Origin of the sequence: Streptomyces sp. NPDC001933, assembly GCF_042890955.1 — a bacterium.
Lineage (GTDB): Bacteria > Actinomycetota > Actinomycetes > Streptomycetales > Streptomycetaceae > Streptomyces.
Map to the genome: position 1 here is coordinate 189,958 of NZ_JBIASS010000001.1, position 20,161 is coordinate 210,118.

The 20,161-nt window shown below is 73.6% G+C and carries 12 protein-coding genes; 1 reads left to right on the top strand and 11 read right to left on the bottom strand.

Annotated elements, in window-relative coordinates; genetic code table 11:
• Positions 1-90: 90 nt before the first annotated feature.
• From ACFYY7_RS00825 to ACFYY7_RS00840, 4 genes are all read right to left on the bottom strand, one after another.
• The gene (locus ACFYY7_RS00825) at positions 91-1,059 is read right to left on the bottom strand and encodes an ABC transporter ATP-binding protein (protein WP_356078176.1); all 969 of its coding nucleotides are present in this window, start codon (positions 1,057-1,059) and stop codon (positions 91-93) included.
• Positions 1,056-3,947 carry an FtsX-like permease family protein gene (locus ACFYY7_RS00830; protein WP_388655484.1) on the bottom strand — a complete coding sequence of 964 codons (2,892 nt, stop codon included), beginning with the start codon at positions 3,945-3,947 and terminating at the stop codon, positions 1,056-1,058. The genes ACFYY7_RS00825 and ACFYY7_RS00830 overlap by 4 nt, the downstream gene beginning before the upstream one ends.
• Position 3,948: 1 nt before the next feature.
• Entirely contained in the window at positions 3,949-7,248 is a 3,300-nt protein-coding gene (locus tag ACFYY7_RS00835) for an FtsX-like permease family protein (protein WP_388655486.1), read from the bottom strand.
• Between the two features lie 177 nt (positions 7,249-7,425).
• On the bottom strand, positions 7,426-7,830 hold the full coding sequence (locus tag ACFYY7_RS00840) for a globin (RefSeq protein WP_358952618.1): 405 nt from the start codon (positions 7,828-7,830) through the stop codon (positions 7,426-7,428).
• A gap of 117 nt (positions 7,831-7,947) precedes the next feature.
• Here ACFYY7_RS00840 and ACFYY7_RS00845 point away from each other — a divergent pair, with 117 nt between their 5' ends.
• Entirely contained in the window at positions 7,948-8,928 is a 981-nt protein-coding gene (locus ACFYY7_RS00845; protein WP_388655488.1) for a methyltransferase domain-containing protein, read from the top strand.
• Positions 8,929-9,023: 95 nt separating this feature from the next.
• Here ACFYY7_RS00845 and ACFYY7_RS00850 read toward each other — a convergent pair whose 3' ends face one another.
• The 7 genes from ACFYY7_RS00850 to ACFYY7_RS00880 all read right to left on the bottom strand — a co-directional run bounded on the left by ACFYY7_RS00850 (position 9,024) and on the right by ACFYY7_RS00880 (position 19,901).
• Positions 9,024-10,292, bottom strand: coding sequence for an FHA domain-containing protein (locus ACFYY7_RS00850; protein ID WP_388655490.1), 1,269 nt, complete (start codon positions 10,290-10,292; stop codon positions 9,024-9,026).
• 138 nt (positions 10,293-10,430) lie between these two features.
• A complete protein-coding gene (locus tag ACFYY7_RS00855; RefSeq protein ID WP_388655492.1) occupies positions 10,431-11,789 on the bottom strand; it encodes a VWA domain-containing protein in 1,359 nt (452 codons plus the stop codon).
• Between the two features lie 121 nt (positions 11,790-11,910).
• Positions 11,911-13,227, bottom strand: a complete 1,317-nt coding sequence (locus ACFYY7_RS00860; RefSeq protein WP_388655494.1) for a protein phosphatase 2C domain-containing protein — start codon at positions 13,225-13,227, stop codon at positions 11,911-11,913.
• Positions 13,228-13,229: 2 nt separating this feature from the next.
• Complete coding sequence (locus ACFYY7_RS00865; RefSeq protein ID WP_388655496.1) at positions 13,230-15,950, bottom strand: tetratricopeptide repeat protein; 2,721 nt, start codon at positions 15,948-15,950, stop codon at positions 13,230-13,232.
• 61 nt (positions 15,951-16,011) lie between these two features.
• The gene (locus tag ACFYY7_RS00870; RefSeq protein WP_388655498.1) at positions 16,012-17,334 is read right to left on the bottom strand and encodes a hypothetical protein; all 1,323 of its coding nucleotides are present in this window, start codon (positions 17,332-17,334) and stop codon (positions 16,012-16,014) included.
• Between the two features lie 105 nt (positions 17,335-17,439).
• Positions 17,440-18,483 carry a glutamate ABC transporter substrate-binding protein gene (locus tag ACFYY7_RS00875; protein ID WP_388655500.1) on the bottom strand — a complete coding sequence of 348 codons (1,044 nt, stop codon included), beginning with the start codon at positions 18,481-18,483 and terminating at the stop codon, positions 17,440-17,442.
• A gap of 26 nt (positions 18,484-18,509) precedes the next feature.
• Positions 18,510-19,901, bottom strand: coding sequence for a hypothetical protein (locus ACFYY7_RS00880; RefSeq protein WP_388655502.1), 1,392 nt, complete (start codon positions 19,899-19,901; stop codon positions 18,510-18,512).
• Positions 19,902-20,161: the final 260 nt, after the last annotated feature.

Sequence of the window (20,161 nt, forward strand, 5' to 3'; positions counted from 1 at the left end):
TGACTCCCGCACGACGCTATGGGCGTACGCGGCGCGGGAACATCGGGCTACCCGGCGGAAGCGGCCTGGGGCCGGCACCACCAACACCCGTCACGGGCGCGGCTGGTCGTCCGGCCAGACCCCGATGTGGTCGCGCTCCAGCTCCAGCATCACCCGGTGCTCCATCCCGAGCGCCTCCGTGTAGTCGGCGGGCAGTTGCAGCCGGCCCGCGCGGTCGAGCATCGCGTACTCCCGGGCCACCTGGGACTCCAGTCCCGTGGTGGCGTCGACCTCGGTGCGGCGCAGCACCTCGGAGGACGTACGGCCGTCCCGGATGGCGACCGTGCGGCGGACCTCGTCGGCCACCGCCTGGTCGTGCGTGACGATCACGATCGTGGTGCCGAGCTCCTCGTTGGCGCGGCGGAACGCCGCGAAGACCTGCTCGCCGGTGGCCGAGTCGAGCTCGCCGGTCGGTTCGTCGGCGAGCAGCACCGACGGGTTGTTGGCGAGCGCGACCGCGATCGCCACCCGTTGCTGCTGGCCGCCGGAGAGCTGTTGCGGGCGCCGGTCGCGGCAGTCCTCGACCTCCAGGATGCGGAGCAACGACTCGGCGCGGGCGGCCCGTTCGGCGCCCCTCATCCGGCCCCGGCCGCGCAGCTGCATCGGCAGCGTGACGTTCTGGACGGCGGTGAGGTACGGGAGCAGATTGCGGGCGGTCTGCTGCCAGACGAACCCGACGACGTCCCGCCGGTAGCGGAGCCGTTCCTTCGGCCCCATCGACAGCAGATCGCAGCCCGCGACCTTCGCCGACCCGGCCGTCGGCACGTCGAGGCCCGCCAGGATGTTCATCAGGGTCGACTTGCCGCTGCCCGACGCGCCGACCAGGGCCATCAACTCGCCCTCGGTGACCAGGAGATCCAGTCCCTGCAGGGCCTGCACCTCCACCCCGTCCGCAGAGAAGATGCGGACGAGCCGGTCGCAGGCGATCAGCGCGTCGTGCCCGTACGAGGGCCGGTCGCGGCGCGCGTTGGCGCGCTGTTCGAGCTCGGCGAGTGTGGTGTCGGCCGACGTCGACGTCATCGGGGGTCTCCTGCCCTGAGTTCGGTGTTCGGTCCGCGACGGCCGGCCCACCGGGCCTGGACGGCGGTCACCGCGGCGGTGAGGACGACCACGCCGAGCGCCGGGAGCGTCAGCGACCACGGGTCGGCCCGCAGCACGGCGGTGTCGAGTTCGGTGGCGGTGGGTCCGGCGGAGAGTGACAGGCCCACCAGGTCGATGCCCGGTGCCAGCAGCGCGATCGCCGTCCAGCCGACGAGCACCCCGCCGACGGCCGCCAGCAGTGCCTGCGGCAGCGCTTCGAGGCCGAGCAGCCGCCTGCCCTGCCGGGAGGTGAGGCCCATGGTCCGCAGCCGGGCCAGCAGGGCCGTGCGCTCCGGCGAGGTCCGCAGCAGCGACAGCAGGACGGCGAGCAGGGCGTAGCCCGCACCGGCCGCGATCGCCGCCGCGTAGATCCCCCGGGCGCCCAGCTGCATGGGGGTGTCGACGAACGCCGCGCGTTCCTCGGAGCGCAGCCGTACGGAGAAGCCCTGGCCCGCGTCCCGCGCCGCCGCCCGCAGCGCCTTCGCGTCCGGGGAGTCGCCGGTGACCAGCAGGGTGGTGGTCTGTTGGCGGGTGAGCGCCGCGGCGTCGATGACCAGGAAGTCGCTGTCGGGGACGGCGGCGGTGCGCGGGACGATGCCCGCCACCCGCACCGTGAGGTCCCCGGCCGCCGTGGACAGCTCGCGCGGCCGGTCGCCGAGCTCCGTGGCGACCGACGGCGACACGATCACGGGCACCACCGCGTCCTTCGACGGGGCGGCCCCCTTCGCAGCCGTACGCCCCGGGGCGCGCAGCCGGTCGGCGGGGAACGCGCCGAGGCCCGTCGTACGGGCCAGCCGGGCGTACGCTGCTGGGTCGACACCCAGCAGGACGGCGCTCTTCATCCGGTTGTTCCCGGCCGGGTCGGCGGGCAGCGGCACGCCGTACACGACCTGCACCGCCGCCGCCTCCCGCACCCCGTCCGCCTCCCGCACCTGCCGGATCAGGCGGTCCGGCAGCGGTACGGCGTCGTACAGGCCGCTGATCCGGGCGTCGGCGCCGACCGTGTGCACAGCCGCCCGGTCCCGCGCGTCCGCGACACCTGCGAGCACCGAGCCGCCGAACGCCGCCGTGGTCAGCGCGAGCAGCAGCGCCAGCAGCGGCAGGGTGCCGCCCGCCGAGCTCCGCCCGGCCCGCGCCAGCGACAGGAAGCCGATCGCACCGCGCCGCCGGGCGACGGCGCGCGAGGCGAGCCGCAGCGGCAGCGGCAGGAGCCGCACCAGGACCAGGGCGGCGATCAGCCCGACCAGCACGGGGGCGGCGCTGACCAGCAGGTCGCTCCCGCCCTCGCCTCCCGTACCGCGTCGGCGCAGGCCCGCGACCGCGCCGACGGCCAGCACCAGCACGGTGAGTTCGGCGACCGTGCGCCGCCGCGACGGGCGGGCGTCCATCAGGTCGTCGCGGGCCCCGGGCAACTGTGGCCTGCGGTGCGGCAGCACCGCGCCCAGCGGCAGGGCGAGGCAGACCAGAGCGGCGACGGCGGCCGGCCCGACGACGGAGGGCCACAGCCGGGCCCGGTCGAGGAGCGGCACGGCGATCAGCAGACCCAGCACCGCCGCGGGCAGCGCGATCACCGCCGTCTCGGCGAACAGCCGGCCGCCGATCCCGCGCAGCGATCCGCCGCGCGCCCGCAGGAGCGCGAGTTCGGCGCGGCGCCGCCCGCCGATCAGCCCGACGGTCATCAGCAGCACGACGGCGGCGACGGCCCCGGCGCCCACAGCGGCGACCGTGACGACCGGGCCGATCGCCGCGCGCAGGGATCCGTACCCGGTGAGGATGTCGTCCAGGCCGGTCGTGAACGTGGCGTTGACACCGGCCACCCCGCGCAGCCGTACCAGTCCGGGGCCGCCCTCCAGGGAGGCGATCGACGAGCGCAGCCCCGCCACGTCGGGGGCGGTGAGGTGGGAGGGGTCCGGCGGGAACCGCCAGAACGCCTCCGGCCGGCCCGTCGTGGCGAGCAGCGCGGGCGCGGCGTCCGGCGGCAGCAGCACGGCCGCGGTCCAGTAGTGGCGCGGAGGGGACAGAGTCGGGGGGGACGGAACCGGTTCGGGGACCAGGGCCGGGGTCCGCAGCAGCGGCTGGGCCGACCAGTAGGCGGACCGGGGGTCGGTCGGGGCGACGATACCGGTGATCCGTACGGTCAGTCGCTTCCCGCTGTGGGCCGGTACGGAGATGACCGAACCGGTCGTCGCCTTCAGGGTCTTGGCCGTCTCCTCGGTGACCGCGGCCTCCACCTCGGTCGTGTCCTCGGAGACCTGGCCGTGCACGGCGGGCCACTTCCCGGCGCGCAGGGTGGCGTGGTCCGGGAGGGCGGACAGCGTGGAGTAGGTCAGCTGGGGGTCGACGAGGTCCGGCCGCGGCAGCCAGCGGTCCTGCGCGACGATCGGCTTCCCGGTGCGGAAGCCGTACGAGGAATCGACGGTGCCCGACACCACCGGGCCGGGCAGCAGGGACCGTGCCTTGCGGTGGACGGAGGCCAGCGCCGCGTCGCGGACGGCCGCCTCGCGCTCCGCCGTCGGCAACTGGAGCTCGGGCTCCGGTGCGCTCAGCTCCAGAACGCTGCGCCGGGGGTCGGCGGCGGTGATGTCGTGGCGCAGCCCGTCGTTCTCGTGGCGCTCGACGGCGCGTGGGAAGGCGGCCGCGAGGAACGAGGTCAGCAGCACCAGCAGCCCCAGCGCCCAGGCCGTGCCGGGTGCGGTGCGCAGCCGGGTGCGGACCCAGGGCGCATTGGCGGGGGTGCTGCGGTCTCGAACGGAACCGCGGTCTCGAACGGTGCCGCCGTCCTGCGCGGAGCCGCTGGAATTGTCGTCTCGAACGGAACGCGGAGTCATGTCAGTTGTCCCCCTGGACACGCAGTGAGGCCGCGGGGTCGGCACCGCGCAGGGCGAGGGACACGACGGTCACCAGCGGCAGCGCGGCGACGCCCGCCAGCAGCGCCGCGATCTGCCCGGCCGGCAATTGCACCAGCACCCCGGGCACCGGCGCGGTGGCCTGCCCGGTCAGTACGACGAGCGGTACGACGGCGCGGTTCAGCACCGCCCCGAGCACGGTCCCGACCAGCAGCGCGATCGCGATCAGCACGCCCTGCTCGGCGGCGATCATCCTGGTCAGCCGGCGGCGCGGGGTGCCCAGCGCCCGCAGGACGGCGAACTCGCCGGCCCGTTCCCGCTGCGCGCCGACGGCGCTCACCGCGAAGCCGACCGCCGCCAGGGCCGCGGCGACCACCGCCACCGCGGGCAGCGCGGACTGAGGTCCGGCGCCCAGCGGATCGCCGACCAGCTCCCGCGCGATCTCGTCCCGCACCAGGACCTGGGACGGATCGGTGTCCGGCTGCTCCCGCAGCGTGGCGGCCGTCTCCGCGGCCCGGCCGGGGGCGGTGCTCAGCCACCACTCATTGGCGTCGAGCACGGCGCCCGGACGCTGCGCCAAGACCTGGCCGACGGCCCCGAGATCGAGCAGCACGGCCCCGCCGTCGCGGCTCCGGTCCGCGGACCCGCCACCGTCCGAGCCCTGGCCGGTGGTCGGCAGCCGGCGCACCGAGTCCACGATCTCCACCCGGACCGTCTCGCCGGCCAGCGTGACATCGACGCGCTGCCCCTTCTTCGCCCCGGCGGCCTTCAGATACGCGTCGGTGACGATCGCCTTCGGCGCCGGAGCCTTCGGGCGGGGCACGGTGACCCGTACCGAGAAGGCGGGCGTCCATTCCCAGACGTTGGGGGCGGAGCCGGTGTCGTACGTGAAGGCCAGCGGGCTCTTCGGGGAGGCCGTCGCGTCCACCGGTTCGCCGGCCTGCGTCTCGGAGCCTGAGCCGGAGCCCGTCAGTTCGGCATCCCAGCGGAAGCCCTCGGGGACCGGGACCGGCCGCTCGGTGCCGTCGGCCGTCACGGTCCGCAGGGCGCTGATGTCGAGGCGGTACGTCTTGCTCCGGCCGGACGGCCGGTTGCCGTTCAGCTCGAATCCGGTCACGGCCAGATCGCCCGCGGCCGACACGGCGAGGGCGACCGGATGCGCGCTGCCGTCGGCGGGCACGGTGCCGGCCGGCACCCGGTAGGGCAGGCCGTAGCGGTCCTCCAGCAGCACGGCGAGGACGGGCTCGTCGCCCGGCCGTCCGTGCGCCCCGGCCGCCTTGATCCGCACGTCGAAGCCGATCCGCTCGCTGTTCTTCGGCAGCATCAGGCCGGCCCGTGCGGTACTCGGCGGGTCGAGCGGGTCGAACAGCCGCTCCCGCGGCCGGTCGCCGAGATCGTCGCGGATCAGCATCCGCTCGGTGGCGTGGGCGGTGTCCAGGGCGAGGACCGAGGCGGTGCGGTTGCCCGAGAGTTCGGTGGTGGTGCGGAACGCGGGCGCCGCGTCCCGGACACCCGGCAGCCGCGTGTACGCGCCCGACTTCACCGGATCGTCCTCGGTGCCGGTGATCACGCGCAGCGACGCACCGGCCCTGAAGTCCGCCTGGTCGCTCTGCGAACGGTCCCAGGAGGCGCGCTGTCCGACGGCCAGCATGCCCATCGCCACCGCGAGTACCAGCAGCAGCACGGGCCCGGCGTTGCGCAGCGGGCGCCGGCTGAACTGCCAGCCGGACAGGGCCGCGATCAGCCCCCGGCCGCCCGCCGCGCCGCGCTCCGCGAGCCGGGCCGCGGGCGGCAGCAGCCGCAGCGTCAGTACGGTGCCCGCGAGCAGCAGCAGGGCCGGAGCCGCGACCAGCAGCGGATCGACGCCGAGCCGCCCCTGCCGGTCCCCGCTCAGCACACCGCCGCCGACTCCCGTGGCCCGCCGGTCGAGCTGCCAGTACGCCACCGCCGCGATCACCAGCAGGCCGATGTCGGCACCCGCCCGCAGCGGCGCGGGCAGCGCCGCGGTCCGGCCCGCCCGGCGCTCCCCGGCACCTGCCGCCAGCGCGGGCGCCACCACGGCCAGCGCGCAGGCGAGCGCGGTGACGACGGCGACCAGCCACACCGTGGCGGTGGCGCCGCCGTCGATCCGCAGCCCGATCCGGGACAGCGCGCCGCGCCCCGCGAGCAGCCGGGTCAGCGGACCGGCGAGCAGCGGGGCCACCAGCGCGGCGGGCAGCGCGAGCAGCAGCGCCTCGATCGCGGCGAGTGCCGTGATGCGGCCGCGCGATCCGCCCCGGGCACGCAGCAGCCGGGTCTCGCCGTCGCGCTCGCTGCTCAGCAGCCGGGCCACCAGCAGCAGCGCGTACCCCGCGAGCAGCACCAACTGGACGGCCACGATCATCAGCGTCGAGCGGGAGACCAGCAGCGCCCGGTCGATCTGCTCCAGCACCCGGGGCAGCGAAGTCCGTGCGGTGGCACCGCTCTTGAACTCGGGGGCGGCCAGCAGCGCCTTCGGAGCGGCGGTGGCGGCGCCGTGCAGTGCGTCGATGCGCCCCGTGGTGACGGTGCGGAAGTCGGCGGCCGCCAGCCAGGACATCGTCCCGGAACTGAGCCGTCCGGAGCGCGCCGCGGCAGGGTCGGTGAGCAGCGGACCGTAGGTGGTGAAGGCGACCTTGCGGATGCCGCGCCCGCCGAGCTCGTCCAGCTGCCAGTACGGATCGGCCGGGTCGGACACCTCGTACACGCCCGTGACCAGGACCGGCAGCGGCTTGTCGGTCAGCCGGTCGGTGACGGTGAACCGCGAACCGGGCTCCAGCTTCAGCGCCTTTGCGGCCGGGCGGGGCAGGGCGACCTGGACGGGCGCACCGGACTTCCCGCCGCCCGCCGCCGGGACGCGGCCCGCGGTGATCCTGACCCGGCTGCGGTCGAGCGAGGCGAAGTGGGCGAGGTCGGGCTCGTCGCCCCGGGCCGACGGGGCCCGCAGCTCGCGCGGCAGCGCGTACGCCCCCGAGGTCTCCAGCGTCCGGACGGTCACCGGAAGGCCGTCGAAGGCCTCGCGGGCGGCCTTCCGGGCGGTCGCGTCTGCCGCGTCCCGCTGTGCGGGTGCCACCTGCGCGGACATCACCAGGGAGGCGTCGGCCGCCGAACGGTGGGTGAGGGCGTGGCGGAGCGCCGCGTCACCGACGGAACCGGAGAAGGCGGTGAGCGCGGCCAGCACCGAGGCGGTCAGCAGAACGGCGAGAACCGCCGCGGAGAGCAGGAGCCGATGGGCCCGTACCCGGAGAAAGACGAACCCCGTCACTCACGCCCCCCCTGGGCCCTCAACGCCACACACGCCCCCCGGCGTTCCACGGATGCTTTCAAGGGCATGCGCGCTTGGAAACCGCTTGCGTGAGTACTTGATCCGATTGTGACCGTTTATCGGTGTCGGAAGACCGAATTCCGCTCTTGGAGAGGTGCGCAGGGGGCGGTGCGGGGCTCAGCCCTGGGTGTTCACCATCGAGGCGGCCGCGTAGGTCAGGTAGTCCCACAACTGCCGCTCGTGCTCCGGCGCCAGCCCGAGCTCGTCCAGGGCCACCCGCATATGGCCCAGCCAGGCGTCGTGCGCCGCCCGGTCCACCCGGAACGGGACGTGCCGCATCCGTAGCCGGGGGTGTCCGCGCAGCTCGCCGTAGGTACGGGGCCCGCCCCAGTACTGCATCAGGAACAGCGCGAACCGGTCCTCGGCCGGGCCCAGATCCTCCTCCGGGTACATCGGCCGGAGCAGCGGGTCCTCTGCGACTCCCTGGTAGAAGCGGTGCACCAGGCGCCGGAAGGTTTCCTCGCCGCCGACCTGCTCGTAGAAGGTCTGCTCCTGAAGCGTGTCGTGCGGATTCTCTGTCACCCGTCCATCGTCGCAGACGCACCGGCCGAGGACCGGGGACCTAGTCCCCCCTCACCGAACACCCGTCCGGGCCCCGGGTTCCTGGCCACCGGGCCCCCGGCGCAGGAAGGTGGAGGTATGGACGCGCACACCGACCGGTTCGCCGAGGCCGCCGCCGAGGAGCGGTGGGCGATGGTGCGCTCCATCGTGGCAGGCGGGGCGCTGGTCGACCCCGGCTGGCGGGCCGCCTTCGAGGAGGTGCCGCGGCATCTGTTCGTGCCGTACTACTTCGTGGCCGGCGGCTACGACCGCCTGTGGTGCGAGGACCCCGACCCGGTCCGGCGGGCCCGGTGGCTGCGCGGGGCGTACGAGGACGGGGCACTGGCCACCCGCATCAAGGACGGCCAACTGATCTCGTCGAGCAGCCAGCCCTCGCTGATGGCCCGGATGCTCGAAGAGCTGGACGTACGGGACGGGCACCGGGTCCTGGAGATCGGCGCGGGCAGCGGCTACAACGCGGCGCTGCTCGCCCACCGGCTCGGCGACGACGCCGTGACCACCGTCGACCTCGACCCGGAGATCACCGAGTCGGCCCGCCGGCACCTGGACGCGGCCGGATACCACCCGGCGGTGATCACCGGGGACGGGACCCGGGGCTGGCCCCGTCGGGGCCCGTACGACCGGATCATCGTCACCTGCACCCTGCCGTGCGTACCGCAGTCCTGGCTGGAGCAGTGCGTGCCGGGCGCCCGGATACTGGCCCCGTTCGCCACCGGACTGATCATGCTGCGGGTGCGGGAGGCGGCGCACGGGAAGTACGCCGAGGGCCGGTTCCTGCACACGGCCGCCTACTTCGTGCCGCTGCGCGGCAGCCCGGTGCCGCCCGTCAGGCGCCCGCACACCCGCGCGCTGCCGAGGCGCTTCAGCGAGAACGACCTCTTCCGGTTCCTGCTGGCGCTGACCGAGGGCTCGCTCGACCCGCGCGAGGCCCTCTCCCTCTGGCAGCGCGAGAAGCGCCCCGAGCGGGAGAGGTTCGGCATCACGGTCAGGGACGGGCGGCAGTGGGCCTGGCTGGACGACCCCGAGGGACCGTACGCCTGGCCACTGCCGACCGTGTGACCTCTGTTACCTCTGTTACGCGTGCGACGCGCCGGGCGCGCCCGGCGCTGTGGCGCGTGTGGCGCGTGTGGCGCGACCCACGCCTGCGACGTGGATCAGCCGCGGCGGATCGTGATCGTCGTCCACGCCCCGACGTGCACCCTGTCGCCGTCCTGGAGCGGGACGGGCACATAAGGCTGGATCGGGTCCTCGGCGCCGTTGAGCGTGGTGCCGTTGGTGGAGTTCTGGTCGACCACGGCCCAGCCGCCGTCGGGCTGCTGCACCAGCACCGCGTGCTGGTGCGAGACGCCCGGGTCCTCCGGCGGCACGGACAGATCGATGTCGGGCGACTCGCCGGTGCTGTGCCTGCGGCGGCCGATGGTGATCTGGTTGCCGGCCAGCGGAAGCTGCTGCTCCGGGGAGTACGCGGGCAGGTTCAGCCCGGTCGCCTCGGGGCCGCTGCGCTGCATCATCGCCAGGAAGTACTCCCGGTCCGGGGCGATGACCGCGGTCCAGCTCGCGGGCGGCTGGTTCTGGTTCTGCCCCGGGAACGGCGGCTGCTGCTGCGCCGGGGCCGACTGCTGCGGGCCCTGGGTGTGGGACGGCGGCGACAGCATCCAGTCGTCGTCGCCGCTGCCGCTGCTCTGCGGCCCCTGCTGTTGCTGGGGCGGCGCGGGCGGCTGCGGAGCCGGCGGACCGGGCTGCGGGAACGCGGGCGGCGCGGACTGCTGCTGGAACGGTGCCGGCGGTGCCGACTGCTGCTGGAACGGCGGCGGCGCGGACTGCTGCTGGAACGGCGCGGGCGGTGCCGACTGCTGCTGGAAGGACGGCGGAGGCGGCGGACCCTGCTGCTGGAACGGCGGCGGGGGCGACTGCGGACCGGGTCCGGGGGCCGGGGGCGACTGCGGGCCCGGGCCGGGGGCCGGGGGACCGGGCTGGTTGCCCCGCTCGGCGGAGAGCGGCTCGGCCGGGCGGTTCATCTGAGAGGGCCGCGAACCCTGGTACTCGAACGGGTCGCGCTGCTGCTGCGGGGGCGGCGGCTGCTGCGCCTGGAAACCGGGCGGCAGGTTGAGGCCGGGCGGCGGGCCGGGCACGCCCTGGGCCGGGGCCAGCGGCGTGTACGACGTCGCGGTGTTCGTGAGGAAGTTCCAGCGGCACTCCTCGCAGAACGGCGCCATCGCCTCACGCGGCGTGCGGCACTGCGGGCAGAGCTCGGCGGCCTGGGTCGCATCGGAACCCGGGTTCGGCGGGTAGCCGTAACCGGCGGCGGGCGGCGGAGGCGGGGGGACCGCACCCGCAGGCGCGCCCGCGCCGGCCATGCGATGGCCGCAGACCTCGCACCAGTCGTCGGAACCCGACTGGTGTCCGTTCGGGCAGGTCGGCATGTCGGCGCTTCCCCCTCTCCTGGGCCGGCCCCGCGGGGCCGGCGTATTTTTCTGCTCTTCGCCTCCCGGCGGATCATTCCGGCCGGGAGGCTCGACTGTGTGGCTCTGTGCCTACTGTTTGCTGTTTATTGATCGTTTCTACTTCTTGACGCGAACGGTCTTGGTCGAGCGTGTTTCGAGTGTCATCTCGTCGGCGTCCGCGACCTTCGCCTTCAGTCGCACAGTACCGGTCGCCGCGTCCACGACGTCCACCACCTTCGAAAGCAGTTTCGCAGTGTCCTCGTTCCCGGAGGCCGATGCCAGCTGCACCGCGCGGCCCAGTTTCGCGGTCGCGCCGTCGAAGTCGCCCGACTTGCGGGCATCGAGTCCCTGCTGGATGACCTGGGCCAGTTCCGCCTGGCCGGTGTAGTGCGCTACCTGCGGATTGATCGAGGTGGAGGCCACCATGTCCTCGGTCCACACGGCCCTGACCAGGCCCTGCGAAAGCGTCTGCGGGGCCCCGCCCGACGGGTCGGGGAGGATCAGCGAGACCCGGGACGCCAGCATCTCCTGCCCGATTCCGGCCTGCGGCACGGTCACGCACACGTGGTAGTCGCGGGACTCGTCGCCCCAGGAACCTGTGGGGTAGTCCCCGGCGCGGGGACCCGCCTCGGTGCGCCGGTCGGTCAGATCGACGACCGTCGGTGCGACCTGTTTCACAAACTTGATCTCGACCCCGACGGGCGTCCAGAGCCGCAGCGCGACATCCGCGACCTCCTTGCCCATCGCGTTCTCCATCATCCGCGTGAAGTCCGCGGCCAGCCCCGTGGGGTCGGCGACTATGTCGGCCGTGCCGAGCAGCGCGGAGGCGATCGCTGTGACCTCTTTCACCTCCCAGTCGGTGCCGACACCGCGGGCGTCACAGGTGAAACGGCCCGCGCAGGAGTCGAGCGCGGCCCGCAGGTCCTCCGGGGCCTCGTGCTCGTTGCGGCCGTCGGTGAGCAGGATGCCGTGCCGGATGTCCACATCGGCCGCGCCGAGCAGCCGGTCGGTCAGCCGCAGCCAGGTGCCGATCGCCGTACCGCCACCGGCGCTGAGCGCGCGCAGGGCCCCCTTGGCCTGGGCCTTGGTCCGTGCGTCGGCCACGGCGAGCCTGCCGTTGCCCGGGTAGACCTCCTTGGCGACGTGCGTACCGCCGACGACGGCGAACGAGGTGCCGTCGCGCAGGGTGTCGATGGCCGCGGCGGTCGCGTCGCGGGCGTTGCGCATCTTCGTCGGCGGATAGTCCATCGAGCCGGAGCAGTCGACCATGATCACCACGGCGGCGTTCGGTCCCCGCCCGGGAACGTGCGCGGGCGACGCGGCCGCACCGGACAGCGGGACGCCGCCGGTGGTGCCGCCCCCGGTCGAGGTGACGGTGACGATCGCGTTGACCTCGCGGCCGCCTTCCGGCAGATATTCGTTCTGGTACACCTCGACGGAGAACTGCGGCACGTTCGACTTGGAGAAGTTGGCCATCTGGTCGGCTCCTTGGGACTCCAGATGTCGGATGAAGACAGCTGCGAGCGAAGAAAAACGGGCGAAGGCGGCGGTGCGGGGCGGACGGTCGGAACTGGAACCAAGCGTTACGGAACGGGACTCACGGGGTACCGCAGGCCGATCCTGCCCCCTGCGGCTCCACGGCGAACGGCAGCAGAGCCACTGTTACGTTGTCGTGGCCCCCGCCGTCGAGCGCGTGACCAACCAGCACCTGGGCGCCGTGCAGCGGCCGTTGGTGTGCGTCGGCCGGTACCGCCGCGGCCATCTCGGCCGCCGACTCCGCGTAGTTCCACAGGCCGTCCGTGCACACGACCACCAGACCGGACCGGTCCGGTTTGAAGGACGCGGTGTGCGGTTCCAGTTCGTACGCGTCGGCGCCGAGCCACCCCGTGATCGCGTGGGCCCGCTCGTCCGCGTACGCCTCCGCCTCGTTCATCAGGCCCGCCGCCACCATCTGCGCGGCCCACGAGTCGTCCTCGGTCAGCCGGGCGGGCGGGTTGGTGCGGTCGTCGGGCACCCAGTAGACGCGGCTGTCGCCGACCCAGCCGACGATCAGCAGACCGCCCGCCATGATCGAGCCGACCAGGGTGCACGCCGGGGCGTTCTGGTGGCGGTGCTGGTCGTGCTCCATGGCCCGGCCGGGCTCCTGGGCCAGGGAGTTGACCGCCTCGCCGGCCGCGAGGATCGCCTCGTGCATCGCCTGCTGCGGGTGGGTGCCGCGCGGCAGCGACTCCAGGAGCGCCTCGTTGGCCGCGCTCGCGGCGGCCGCCGACGCCTCGTCCGGGCGGCTGGCCGACGAGACGCCGTCGCAGACGATCGCGACGACGGCCGGTGAACCGTCGGGCAGGGCGGTGGTCGACACCGCGAACGAGTCCTCGTTGCGGTGATGGCGCAGGCCCCGGTCGCTGACGGCGGCCACCGAACCGAGCTCCTGCTCCATGTGGTCACGCTCGCGCGGCTGTGCGTGACCGCAGTTCTCGCAGTAGCCGTCGGTGTCGACGCTGCCCGCCCGGCAGGCCACACAGCGCTTGGCACCGGCCGGCGGCGTGGCCGCCACCGGATCCACGGCGGGGGTACGGGGGTCGGGTGCGGCCGCCGGCGCGGGCGCGGGCAGCTCGAAGTCGTCCGATCCGCTCGACGTACTCGACGTACTCGACGTACTCGGCCCGCTCGACACACTCGACACATTCGATGTGCCCGGTCCGGCCGGTCCGTCCGGTTCACGTCGCCGGTCGAAGCGGACCCCCGCCGAACCCTCCGCGGGCACGGTCATGGCGACCGTCGGGTGGTCCTGGGCGACGGCGGGCACGGCCGACAGGTCGTACCCGCACGCACCGCAGAACAGGTCCCCCGGCTCCAGCGGCTCCTCGCAGCCGGGGCACTTCGACAGGGCCGTCTCCTGGGGCTTCTGCGACATTTTCACACCCACGTCCGGGGGCGGAAACGGTTGGCCCGCTCCACCAGTTCGATCCTCTCATCGCCGGGCTCCGCAAGCCTGGCGAGCATCCGGTACGAACGTTCGAGCCCGAAGCGCAGGCCCCGCTCGTCCAGCTCACTGCCGAGCAGCGTTCCCGGCCCGGCAGGCGAAGGAGGCTGCGCCGAGGGGCTACCGGAGAGTACCCAGTCGAGCGCCGTCCCCAGCACCTCGGTCGAAAGCTGCTCCCGGCGCACCGCGTCCAGACCGAAACCGGCCAGTCCCGATACCTGGGCCGAGGCGGCCATCAGATCGGTGATCAGCGGCTCGTCCGGGGACCTCCCGCGCAGCCGGGCACGTACCGCGGCGACCCGTGCCGCCGTGTAGTGGATCGACGCCTCGGGCACCGATTCCAGGGCGCTGACGGCCCCGGCCCGGTTCCCGGCGGCGATCTGCACCCGGGCCAGCCCGAAGGCGGCGCTGACGAAGCTCGGGTCGGTCGTCCACACCAGCCGGTAGTACTCGGCGGCGTTGTCCAGCTGGCCCAGGACCTCCGCGCAGATCCCCAGCGCCAGCTTGGGCGCCGGCTCGCCGGGGAACGCGTCGTACACCGCGTCGAAGGACAGCGCCGCGTTCTCGTTGTCACCGGTCACCAGCGAGGTGATGCCGCGGTACCAGACCACCCGCCAGTCGTCGGGGTACTGGCCCTCCAGCGCGGTCAGGGTCTGCCCCGCGGCACCGAGGTCGTTCAGCTCAAGGCGGGCGCGCAGCTCGCGCAGCCGGGTCTCCAGCGAGGCCACCGGCACCGTGCCCAGCGCGGAGATCAGCTCGGACGGGGCGGTGGTCATCAGCCCGGCGAGGAAACCCGCGTTGGGGTCTCTCGCGTCGACCCGGGGCACCGGCAGCGCGAGCGAGGTGGACCGTACGTCGAGCTCGGCGAGGCGCGGGCCGTCAGGCGCGGGGAAGTGCGCCGCCGGAGCGGCGGCCGGGACCCGGGGGGCCGGAATCGCGGCCTGCGGCTGCGCGTACGCGGCGGCCTCGCCGTTCCCGCCCGGCGCGTTGCCCGCCCGTACGTGGGTGGGCGGCGCGGTCAGTGGAGCGGCCCCGGGCGGGGCGTACCCGGGCAGCGCGCCGGGCGCCGGTGCGGCGGGCGCGAGCGGAGCCGCGGCCCGGGGCACGTTGCCCGCCCCGCCGCGCCGCCCGCGGCGGCCGGACCGGGCCGGGGCGGTCGCCCGGATCCCCAGTCGCGACACATCGCCCATCGGCTCCGGGAACAACTGCGTGTCGGTGACCCGCACTTCGGTGCCGAACAGCGTCGAGAGCGCCGGGCGCGGCCGCCCCGTCTGCAGCGACACCACCTCGCGCAGCACACCCGTCAGCTGCTCCGCCATTTCCGCGGCCGAGGCGAACCGCCGCGCCGGATCCGGGTCGGTGGCCCGCACCAGCAGCCGGTAGAACGACTCGTAGGTCCGGAACACCTCGATGTTGTCCGGATCCGGCAGCGAGTCCACGAAGACGTTGGTGTAGCCCTGGAAGTCGAAGGTGAGCACCGCGAGCGTCCGCGCGACCGTGTACAGATCGGAGGCGACCGACGGGCCGATCTCCGCGACCTCCGGAGCCTGGTACCCCACCGTGCCGTAGATGGCCGACTCGTCGTCGTCCATCCTGCGCACCGCGCCCATGTCGATCAGCTTCAGCTGGTCCTCGGTCTGGATCGCGTTGTCGACCTTGAAGTCGCAGTACAGCAGGTTGCGGCTGTGCAGATGGCCGAGCGCCTCCAGCGCCTCGATGCCGTACGCGCACGCCTGCTCGACCGGCAGCGGATCGCGCTTCCCGGCGGGGGTACGGCGCTCGTTGGCGATGTCCTTGAGCGCCTTGCCGCCGACGTACTCCATCACGATGTAGCCGTCGAGCGAGCCGGTGCGCTGGTCGAGGTGCTCGACGAAGTTGTAGATCCGGACGATGTTGGAGTGCTCGATCTCGGCGAGGAAGCGGCGCTCGGAGATCGCGGCCGCCATGGCGTCCTGGTCGCCGGTGTCGAGCAGGCCCTTGAGGACCACCCAGCGGTCCGAGACCGCACGGTCGACCGCGAGGTAGACCCAGCCGAGCCCGCCGTGCGCCAGACAGCCGGCGACCTCGTACTGGCCGTGCACGATGTCGCCCGCGTGGAGCTTGGGCACGAAGGAGTAGGGGTGACCGCACTTGGTGCAGAACCCCTCCGTGCGGCCGATCCGTTCGCCGCGCGACCGGCCGACCGGGGCCCCGCAGTCGGAACGCGAACAGAAACGCTTCCGCTCCGGTACCTCCGGGTTCTCCATCACCGCCGAGCGCGGGTCGGGACGCGGCACGTCCGGCACCTCGACCAGGCCCACGCCCAGCCTGCCCCGGGCGGACGCGCCCGAGGCCGAACCGGAGGAACGGACCGAGACCGAGGGGGACGTGGCGCTGCCGGACAGCGAACGCGAGAGCCGGCCCGACACCGAGCGCCGTGAGGTCGACGAGCGGGAGGAGCGGGACGAGCGCGAGGATGCCCGGGACGAGGACCTTGAACCACTGCTGCTGCCCCGGCTGTTCGCGCCGCCGACCGCGATCCCGGTGGGCGGCGAGCTCACCAGGCCACTGGGCGACACGACCGGAGCCAGGCCGCAGGTGTCGCAGTACAGCTCACCACCGCCCATGTCCTCGTAACTGCCCTCGCACGCGGGGCGCTGGCACTGCGTACTCATGGTCGGTCCCCCTGATCGCCCCGCCGCCGCAACGGCCCTGCCACCTTGCACACATCCGTGGTCATCGCCGGTCCTCCGGCCCCGGTGCCCGCCGCTGGGACAGCAGTTCGGCCGCCGCCTCCTGGTAGCGCAGCACCGCCTGTCCGGCGACCCGCAGATCGCACGGCGCGCTCCACAGCATCCGGCGCGCCGCGTCGTACCGCTCGATCAGCAGCGGGTCCTCGGCCAGCCCGTGCCGGGCGACCTTCGCCTTGTACGCGTCGAGCCTGCCGCGCAGCTCCGCCCGTACCGCCAGCGGGGCGGTGACCGCGGTCAACGACTCACGGGCCCGCAGCAGTTCCTCCTCCGCCTCCCGCTCCAGCGTCTCCAGGAGCGGGGACAGCCGGTGCCACTGGGCGTGCCTGCGGTACTCCGAGGCGGCGGCCAGCCGTTCCTGGAGCACCGTCGCCGCGCCGCTGACCGCGGGCACCTCGGAGGCTGCGATCTTCGCCAGCACCTCGCCGCGCGCCGACCGGGCCTCGGTCAGGGTGCGGTCCGCGCGGGAGAGCACGTCGCGCAGCTGGACCAGGCGCTGCTCGGCGTCCTGCCGGACCGCGAGCACCGCCTCGATCTCACGGCGTACGTCGTCCAGGGCGCGGGCCGCCCGGTCGTAGCGCGTCGTGTCGGGGCGGCCGCCGCCGGGCGCCGAACTGCCGGGCCCCGGCAGCCAGAACGCGAGGGGATCGGAGATCACCTGCGCCCGCAGCGTGGTCAGCTCCTGGGTGATCGCCGCCAGGTCGTCGCCCGCCGGGTGCTCACCGGGCCGCACCCCCACGGAGTGCGCCAGCGAGCGGGTGCGGTGCAGCTCGGCGGCGAGCAGATCTATCCGGGCGGGCAGCGCGGACCACACGGAGTCGGAGGCGACGACCATGTCCAGCGAGCGGGCGTACAGCTCGTTCATCCGGGCGACCAGCTCCTCCAGCGTGAACCGCTCGGAGAGCCTGGCCGGACCGTTGACCGCGGGATCCGGGCGGGCCGCCGCGTGCGCCACGGTGACACCCTGGCCGCGCAGCAGCTCGGTGAGGGCCAGCAGATCGTCCCGGTTGGGATAGCGGCGGCGGGCCCGCACCGAACGGGCCCGGTCGAGCGCCCCCGCGTAGGCGTCGAAATACCCCCACAGCAGCGTGATCGACTGCTCCGTGGAGGCCCAGCGTTCCCTGGTGACGCCGGTCAGCTCGGCGCCCTCCAGGAGCCGGCGGCCCGCGTGGTCCTGCAGGGCGAGCAGCGAGGTCTCGATCGCCTCGTGCTCCGCGCCGAGCCGGGCCAGCGCGCGGTCCGCCTCGTCCCGGTCCATGACCGGGCCGGGGGGCCTGGCCGCATAGCCGGGGAAGGGGCCCGCGCCCATCGATCACCTCTCCGCTCTTGCTGCCGGGACGTACCCGGCAGGATCAGTGCCACTGCCTCACCGGCCGGGGTCCGCGCCGTCGCGCGCACCCGGACGGACCGGCCGTCAGTTGCTCCGGTACTTCGGGGCCGGCGGTCCCTTTATCCCCGGCAGCCCGGCCTCCAACCAATCCTGGTACGACAGCATCCAGGCACTCTTCGCACCGCCACTGCGGTAGTCGACCAGCACCTGGTTGACCCGGGCCACCAGATCGTCCGCCCCGAGCTTCGCCGCCACACCGTAGTACTCGGTGGTGAACGGCTTGTCGCCCTTCAGCTCGACCGCCGGGTCCTGGGCCGCCTGTCCGGCCGCCAGGGCGTTGTCCGTGACCACCGCGTCGACCTCACCCATCTGCAACCGCACCAGGCAGTCCAGCTGGTTGGGGACGGTGAGCTGGTTCTCGTCCGCGGCGGTGCCGTCGTGCGGGTCCTCGAAGACCGCGCCGAACGACTGCTTCTTCAGCGCGTCGTAGGCGGTGGAGCCGTTGGCGGTGCAGACCCGCTTGCCGGCCAGGGACTTGTCGTACCCGGTGATCGACGATTCCTTCGGCGCGAGGACCTGCTGTCCGGCCTGGAAGTAGGCGGTGGAGAACGAGACCTTCCGGGCCTGCTTGCAGTTGATCGTCATCGTGCGGACGACGATGTCGACCTTGCCGTTCGCCAGGAGCTCGGCCCGCTTGTTGGTGGGAATGGCCCGGAAGATCACCGCGTCGCGGTCGTTCAGGATGTTCTCGGCGATGGCCCGCACCAGATCGATGTCGAAGCCCTCGATCTGGCGGTTCTCCGGGTTGCGGTATCCCCAGCGGAAGCTGTTCTGGTCGACCCCCGCGATCAGCTTCCCGCGCTTCTTGATCTTCTCGATGCTCGGACCGTCGGCGGACGAGGGCGGGAGGCTCGCCTCCGGGTCCGTGCAGTCGTCGGCCTTGACCTGGACGGCCTGTGCGGTGCCCCGGCCCGCGAGGCCCCCGCCGAAGGCGTCGGCGCCGCCGTGGGAGAGCGGCAGCAGGGTGAGCGAGGCCGTCACGGCGCAGGCCGCGGCCATGGCCGTCACTCCGCCCCAGCCGCGCAGCCTGACCCGGGCCGACCATGCGCCCATGCGCTTCCTGGTCATCGCTCCTCCTTTCGTCGCTCCCCCGCTCATCGGTACTCCGAGAGCCTGCGGTTGATCCCGATGATCGCCGCGGCGGCGCCCAGCACGGCCAGCACCGCCGCCCCGGCCGACAGGCCCCACAGCGCCCCGCGCCCGTCCTCGGCGGCCCGGGTGAACTGGTCCTGCTCGTGGGCGAGCGCCTTCGCCAGCGCGTCGTCCACCTGCTGGAACGACTGCCCCGTCGACTTCTCGGGCCCGACGATCTGCTTCAGGGCACCCTCGTAGTCACCGTTGTCGTCGGTGGTGCGGGCGGCCCGGTGACGTTCCTGCCACTCCGTGACGGCGGCGGAGGCGGCCTTCACCGGATCGCTTCCCCGGGCGTCGTCCGCGAGCCCCCCGGCCTTCCCCAGCTCCTCGCCGAGTGCCTTCATGCCCGTGTTGTAGTCCGTCTCGTACTTGTCGTTCTTGCCGTCCGGGGTGAGCACCGCACCACGGGCGACCAGCGTGAGGTTCTCATTGGCGCGGGCCTTCAGCGAGTCGATCCGCGCGTGGTTGAGCACATCGAGGGACTGCTGCCCGTTCACATCCGCGGCATTCAGCTGGGACCGGGCCACCGTGTGCCCCACGGCCAGCCACAGCAGGATCACGGTGGACGCGGCGGTCGCCACGAGCAGCCCGTGGTTGAAGACCCGGTTCGTCCTGCGGTAGTTGCGCCGCTGCGCCCAGACCAGCCCGGCCAGCGCCACCACGCCGAGCCCCAGCGAGAGGAAGGGCAAGGTCCGCGCCGAGTCGTTGTCCTCGCCGAGCCGGCCGGTCTCCGCCGCGTACAGCCGCTCGGCGGCCGGCAGCAGCACGTTGCTCATCTTCTGGTTGGCGTACCGGAGATAGGCGCCGCCCAGCGGCAGACCCTGCCGGTTGTTGGCGCGGGCCCGCTCGATCAGGCCCGTGTAGCGGGGGAGTTCCACGTTGAGCGTGGTGATCTCCTGCCCGGACTTCGTCGCCGCGTCCGTGTTGGCGGCGGCCTTCACCAGCAGCCGGGACGCCTCCTTGATGTCCCGCTCGTACTGGTCGTGGACATCGCGCGGCTCCTGCGCCCCCGCCAGGAAGCCGCTCGCAGCCGCGGTGTCGGCATCGGCCAGCGAGCGGTAGACGGCCGCCGCGTCGGCGCTCAGCGGCTGGCTGCGGCCCACCACGTCACCGGCGGCGGACTCGCGGTCGGCGACCTCGAACGCCGTCACGGCCCCGAACGCGACGACGAGCAGGGCCAGCACGGCCCCGATGATCTGGAGCCTGCCGGGCTCGGTGGTGGCCGCGGCCCGCACGCGGTCGGCGGTCATGGACAGCACACCGCGCTGCTGCGGAGCGGGTACGGTCGCGGGCGCGGGCGGCTGCGCCTGCTCGTGTTCCGGCGCCGTGCGTACATTCGGCGGGTATGTCACTCGACCTCCCCCTCGGTCACTGACGGTGGCCCGGCCCCCGGCCGATCGGGGGCTGGTGCCCGGCCATGAAGTATGGCCGCAGGGACCGACATCCACACCTGGAACGTCCGGATCCTGCATCGGCCCACGGATGCGATGCGATCACACACATCCGATTGCGGTCACCTGCATTCGATCAAGGCCTGCGCCGCCGATCAAGACGATCGGCGGACCAGTACCCGATGCGGGCCGATCTCCCCACTCATGAACACGTCCGGGAC

Excerpts from the sequence above, each read along its gene's own strand:
- ACFYY7_RS00825 (WP_356078176.1), bottom strand. The coding sequence starts at position 1,059 with ATGACGTCGACGTCGGCCGACACCACACTCGCCGAGCTCGAACAGCGC.
- ACFYY7_RS00830 (WP_388655484.1), bottom strand. The coding sequence starts at position 3,947 with ATGACTCCGCGTTCCGTTCGAGACGACAATTCCAGCGGCTCCGCGCAG.
- ACFYY7_RS00845 (WP_388655488.1), top strand. The coding sequence starts at position 7,948 with ATGGACGCGCACACCGACCGGTTCGCCGAGGCCGCCGCCGAGGAGCGG.
- ACFYY7_RS00850 (WP_388655490.1), bottom strand. The coding sequence starts at position 10,292 with ATGCCGACCTGCCCGAACGGACACCAGTCGGGTTCCGACGACTGGTGC.
- ACFYY7_RS00855 (WP_388655492.1), bottom strand. The coding sequence starts at position 11,789 with ATGGCCAACTTCTCCAAGTCGAACGTGCCGCAGTTCTCCGTCGAGGTG.
- ACFYY7_RS00860 (WP_388655494.1), bottom strand. The coding sequence starts at position 13,227 with ATGTCGCAGAAGCCCCAGGAGACGGCCCTGTCGAAGTGCCCCGGCTGC.
- ACFYY7_RS00865 (WP_388655496.1), bottom strand. The coding sequence starts at position 15,950 with ATGAGTACGCAGTGCCAGCGCCCCGCGTGCGAGGGCAGTTACGAGGAC.
- ACFYY7_RS00870 (WP_388655498.1), bottom strand. The coding sequence starts at position 17,334 with ATGGGCGCGGGCCCCTTCCCCGGCTATGCGGCCAGGCCCCCCGGCCCG.
- ACFYY7_RS00875 (WP_388655500.1), bottom strand. The coding sequence starts at position 18,483 with ATGACCAGGAAGCGCATGGGCGCATGGTCGGCCCGGGTCAGGCTGCGC.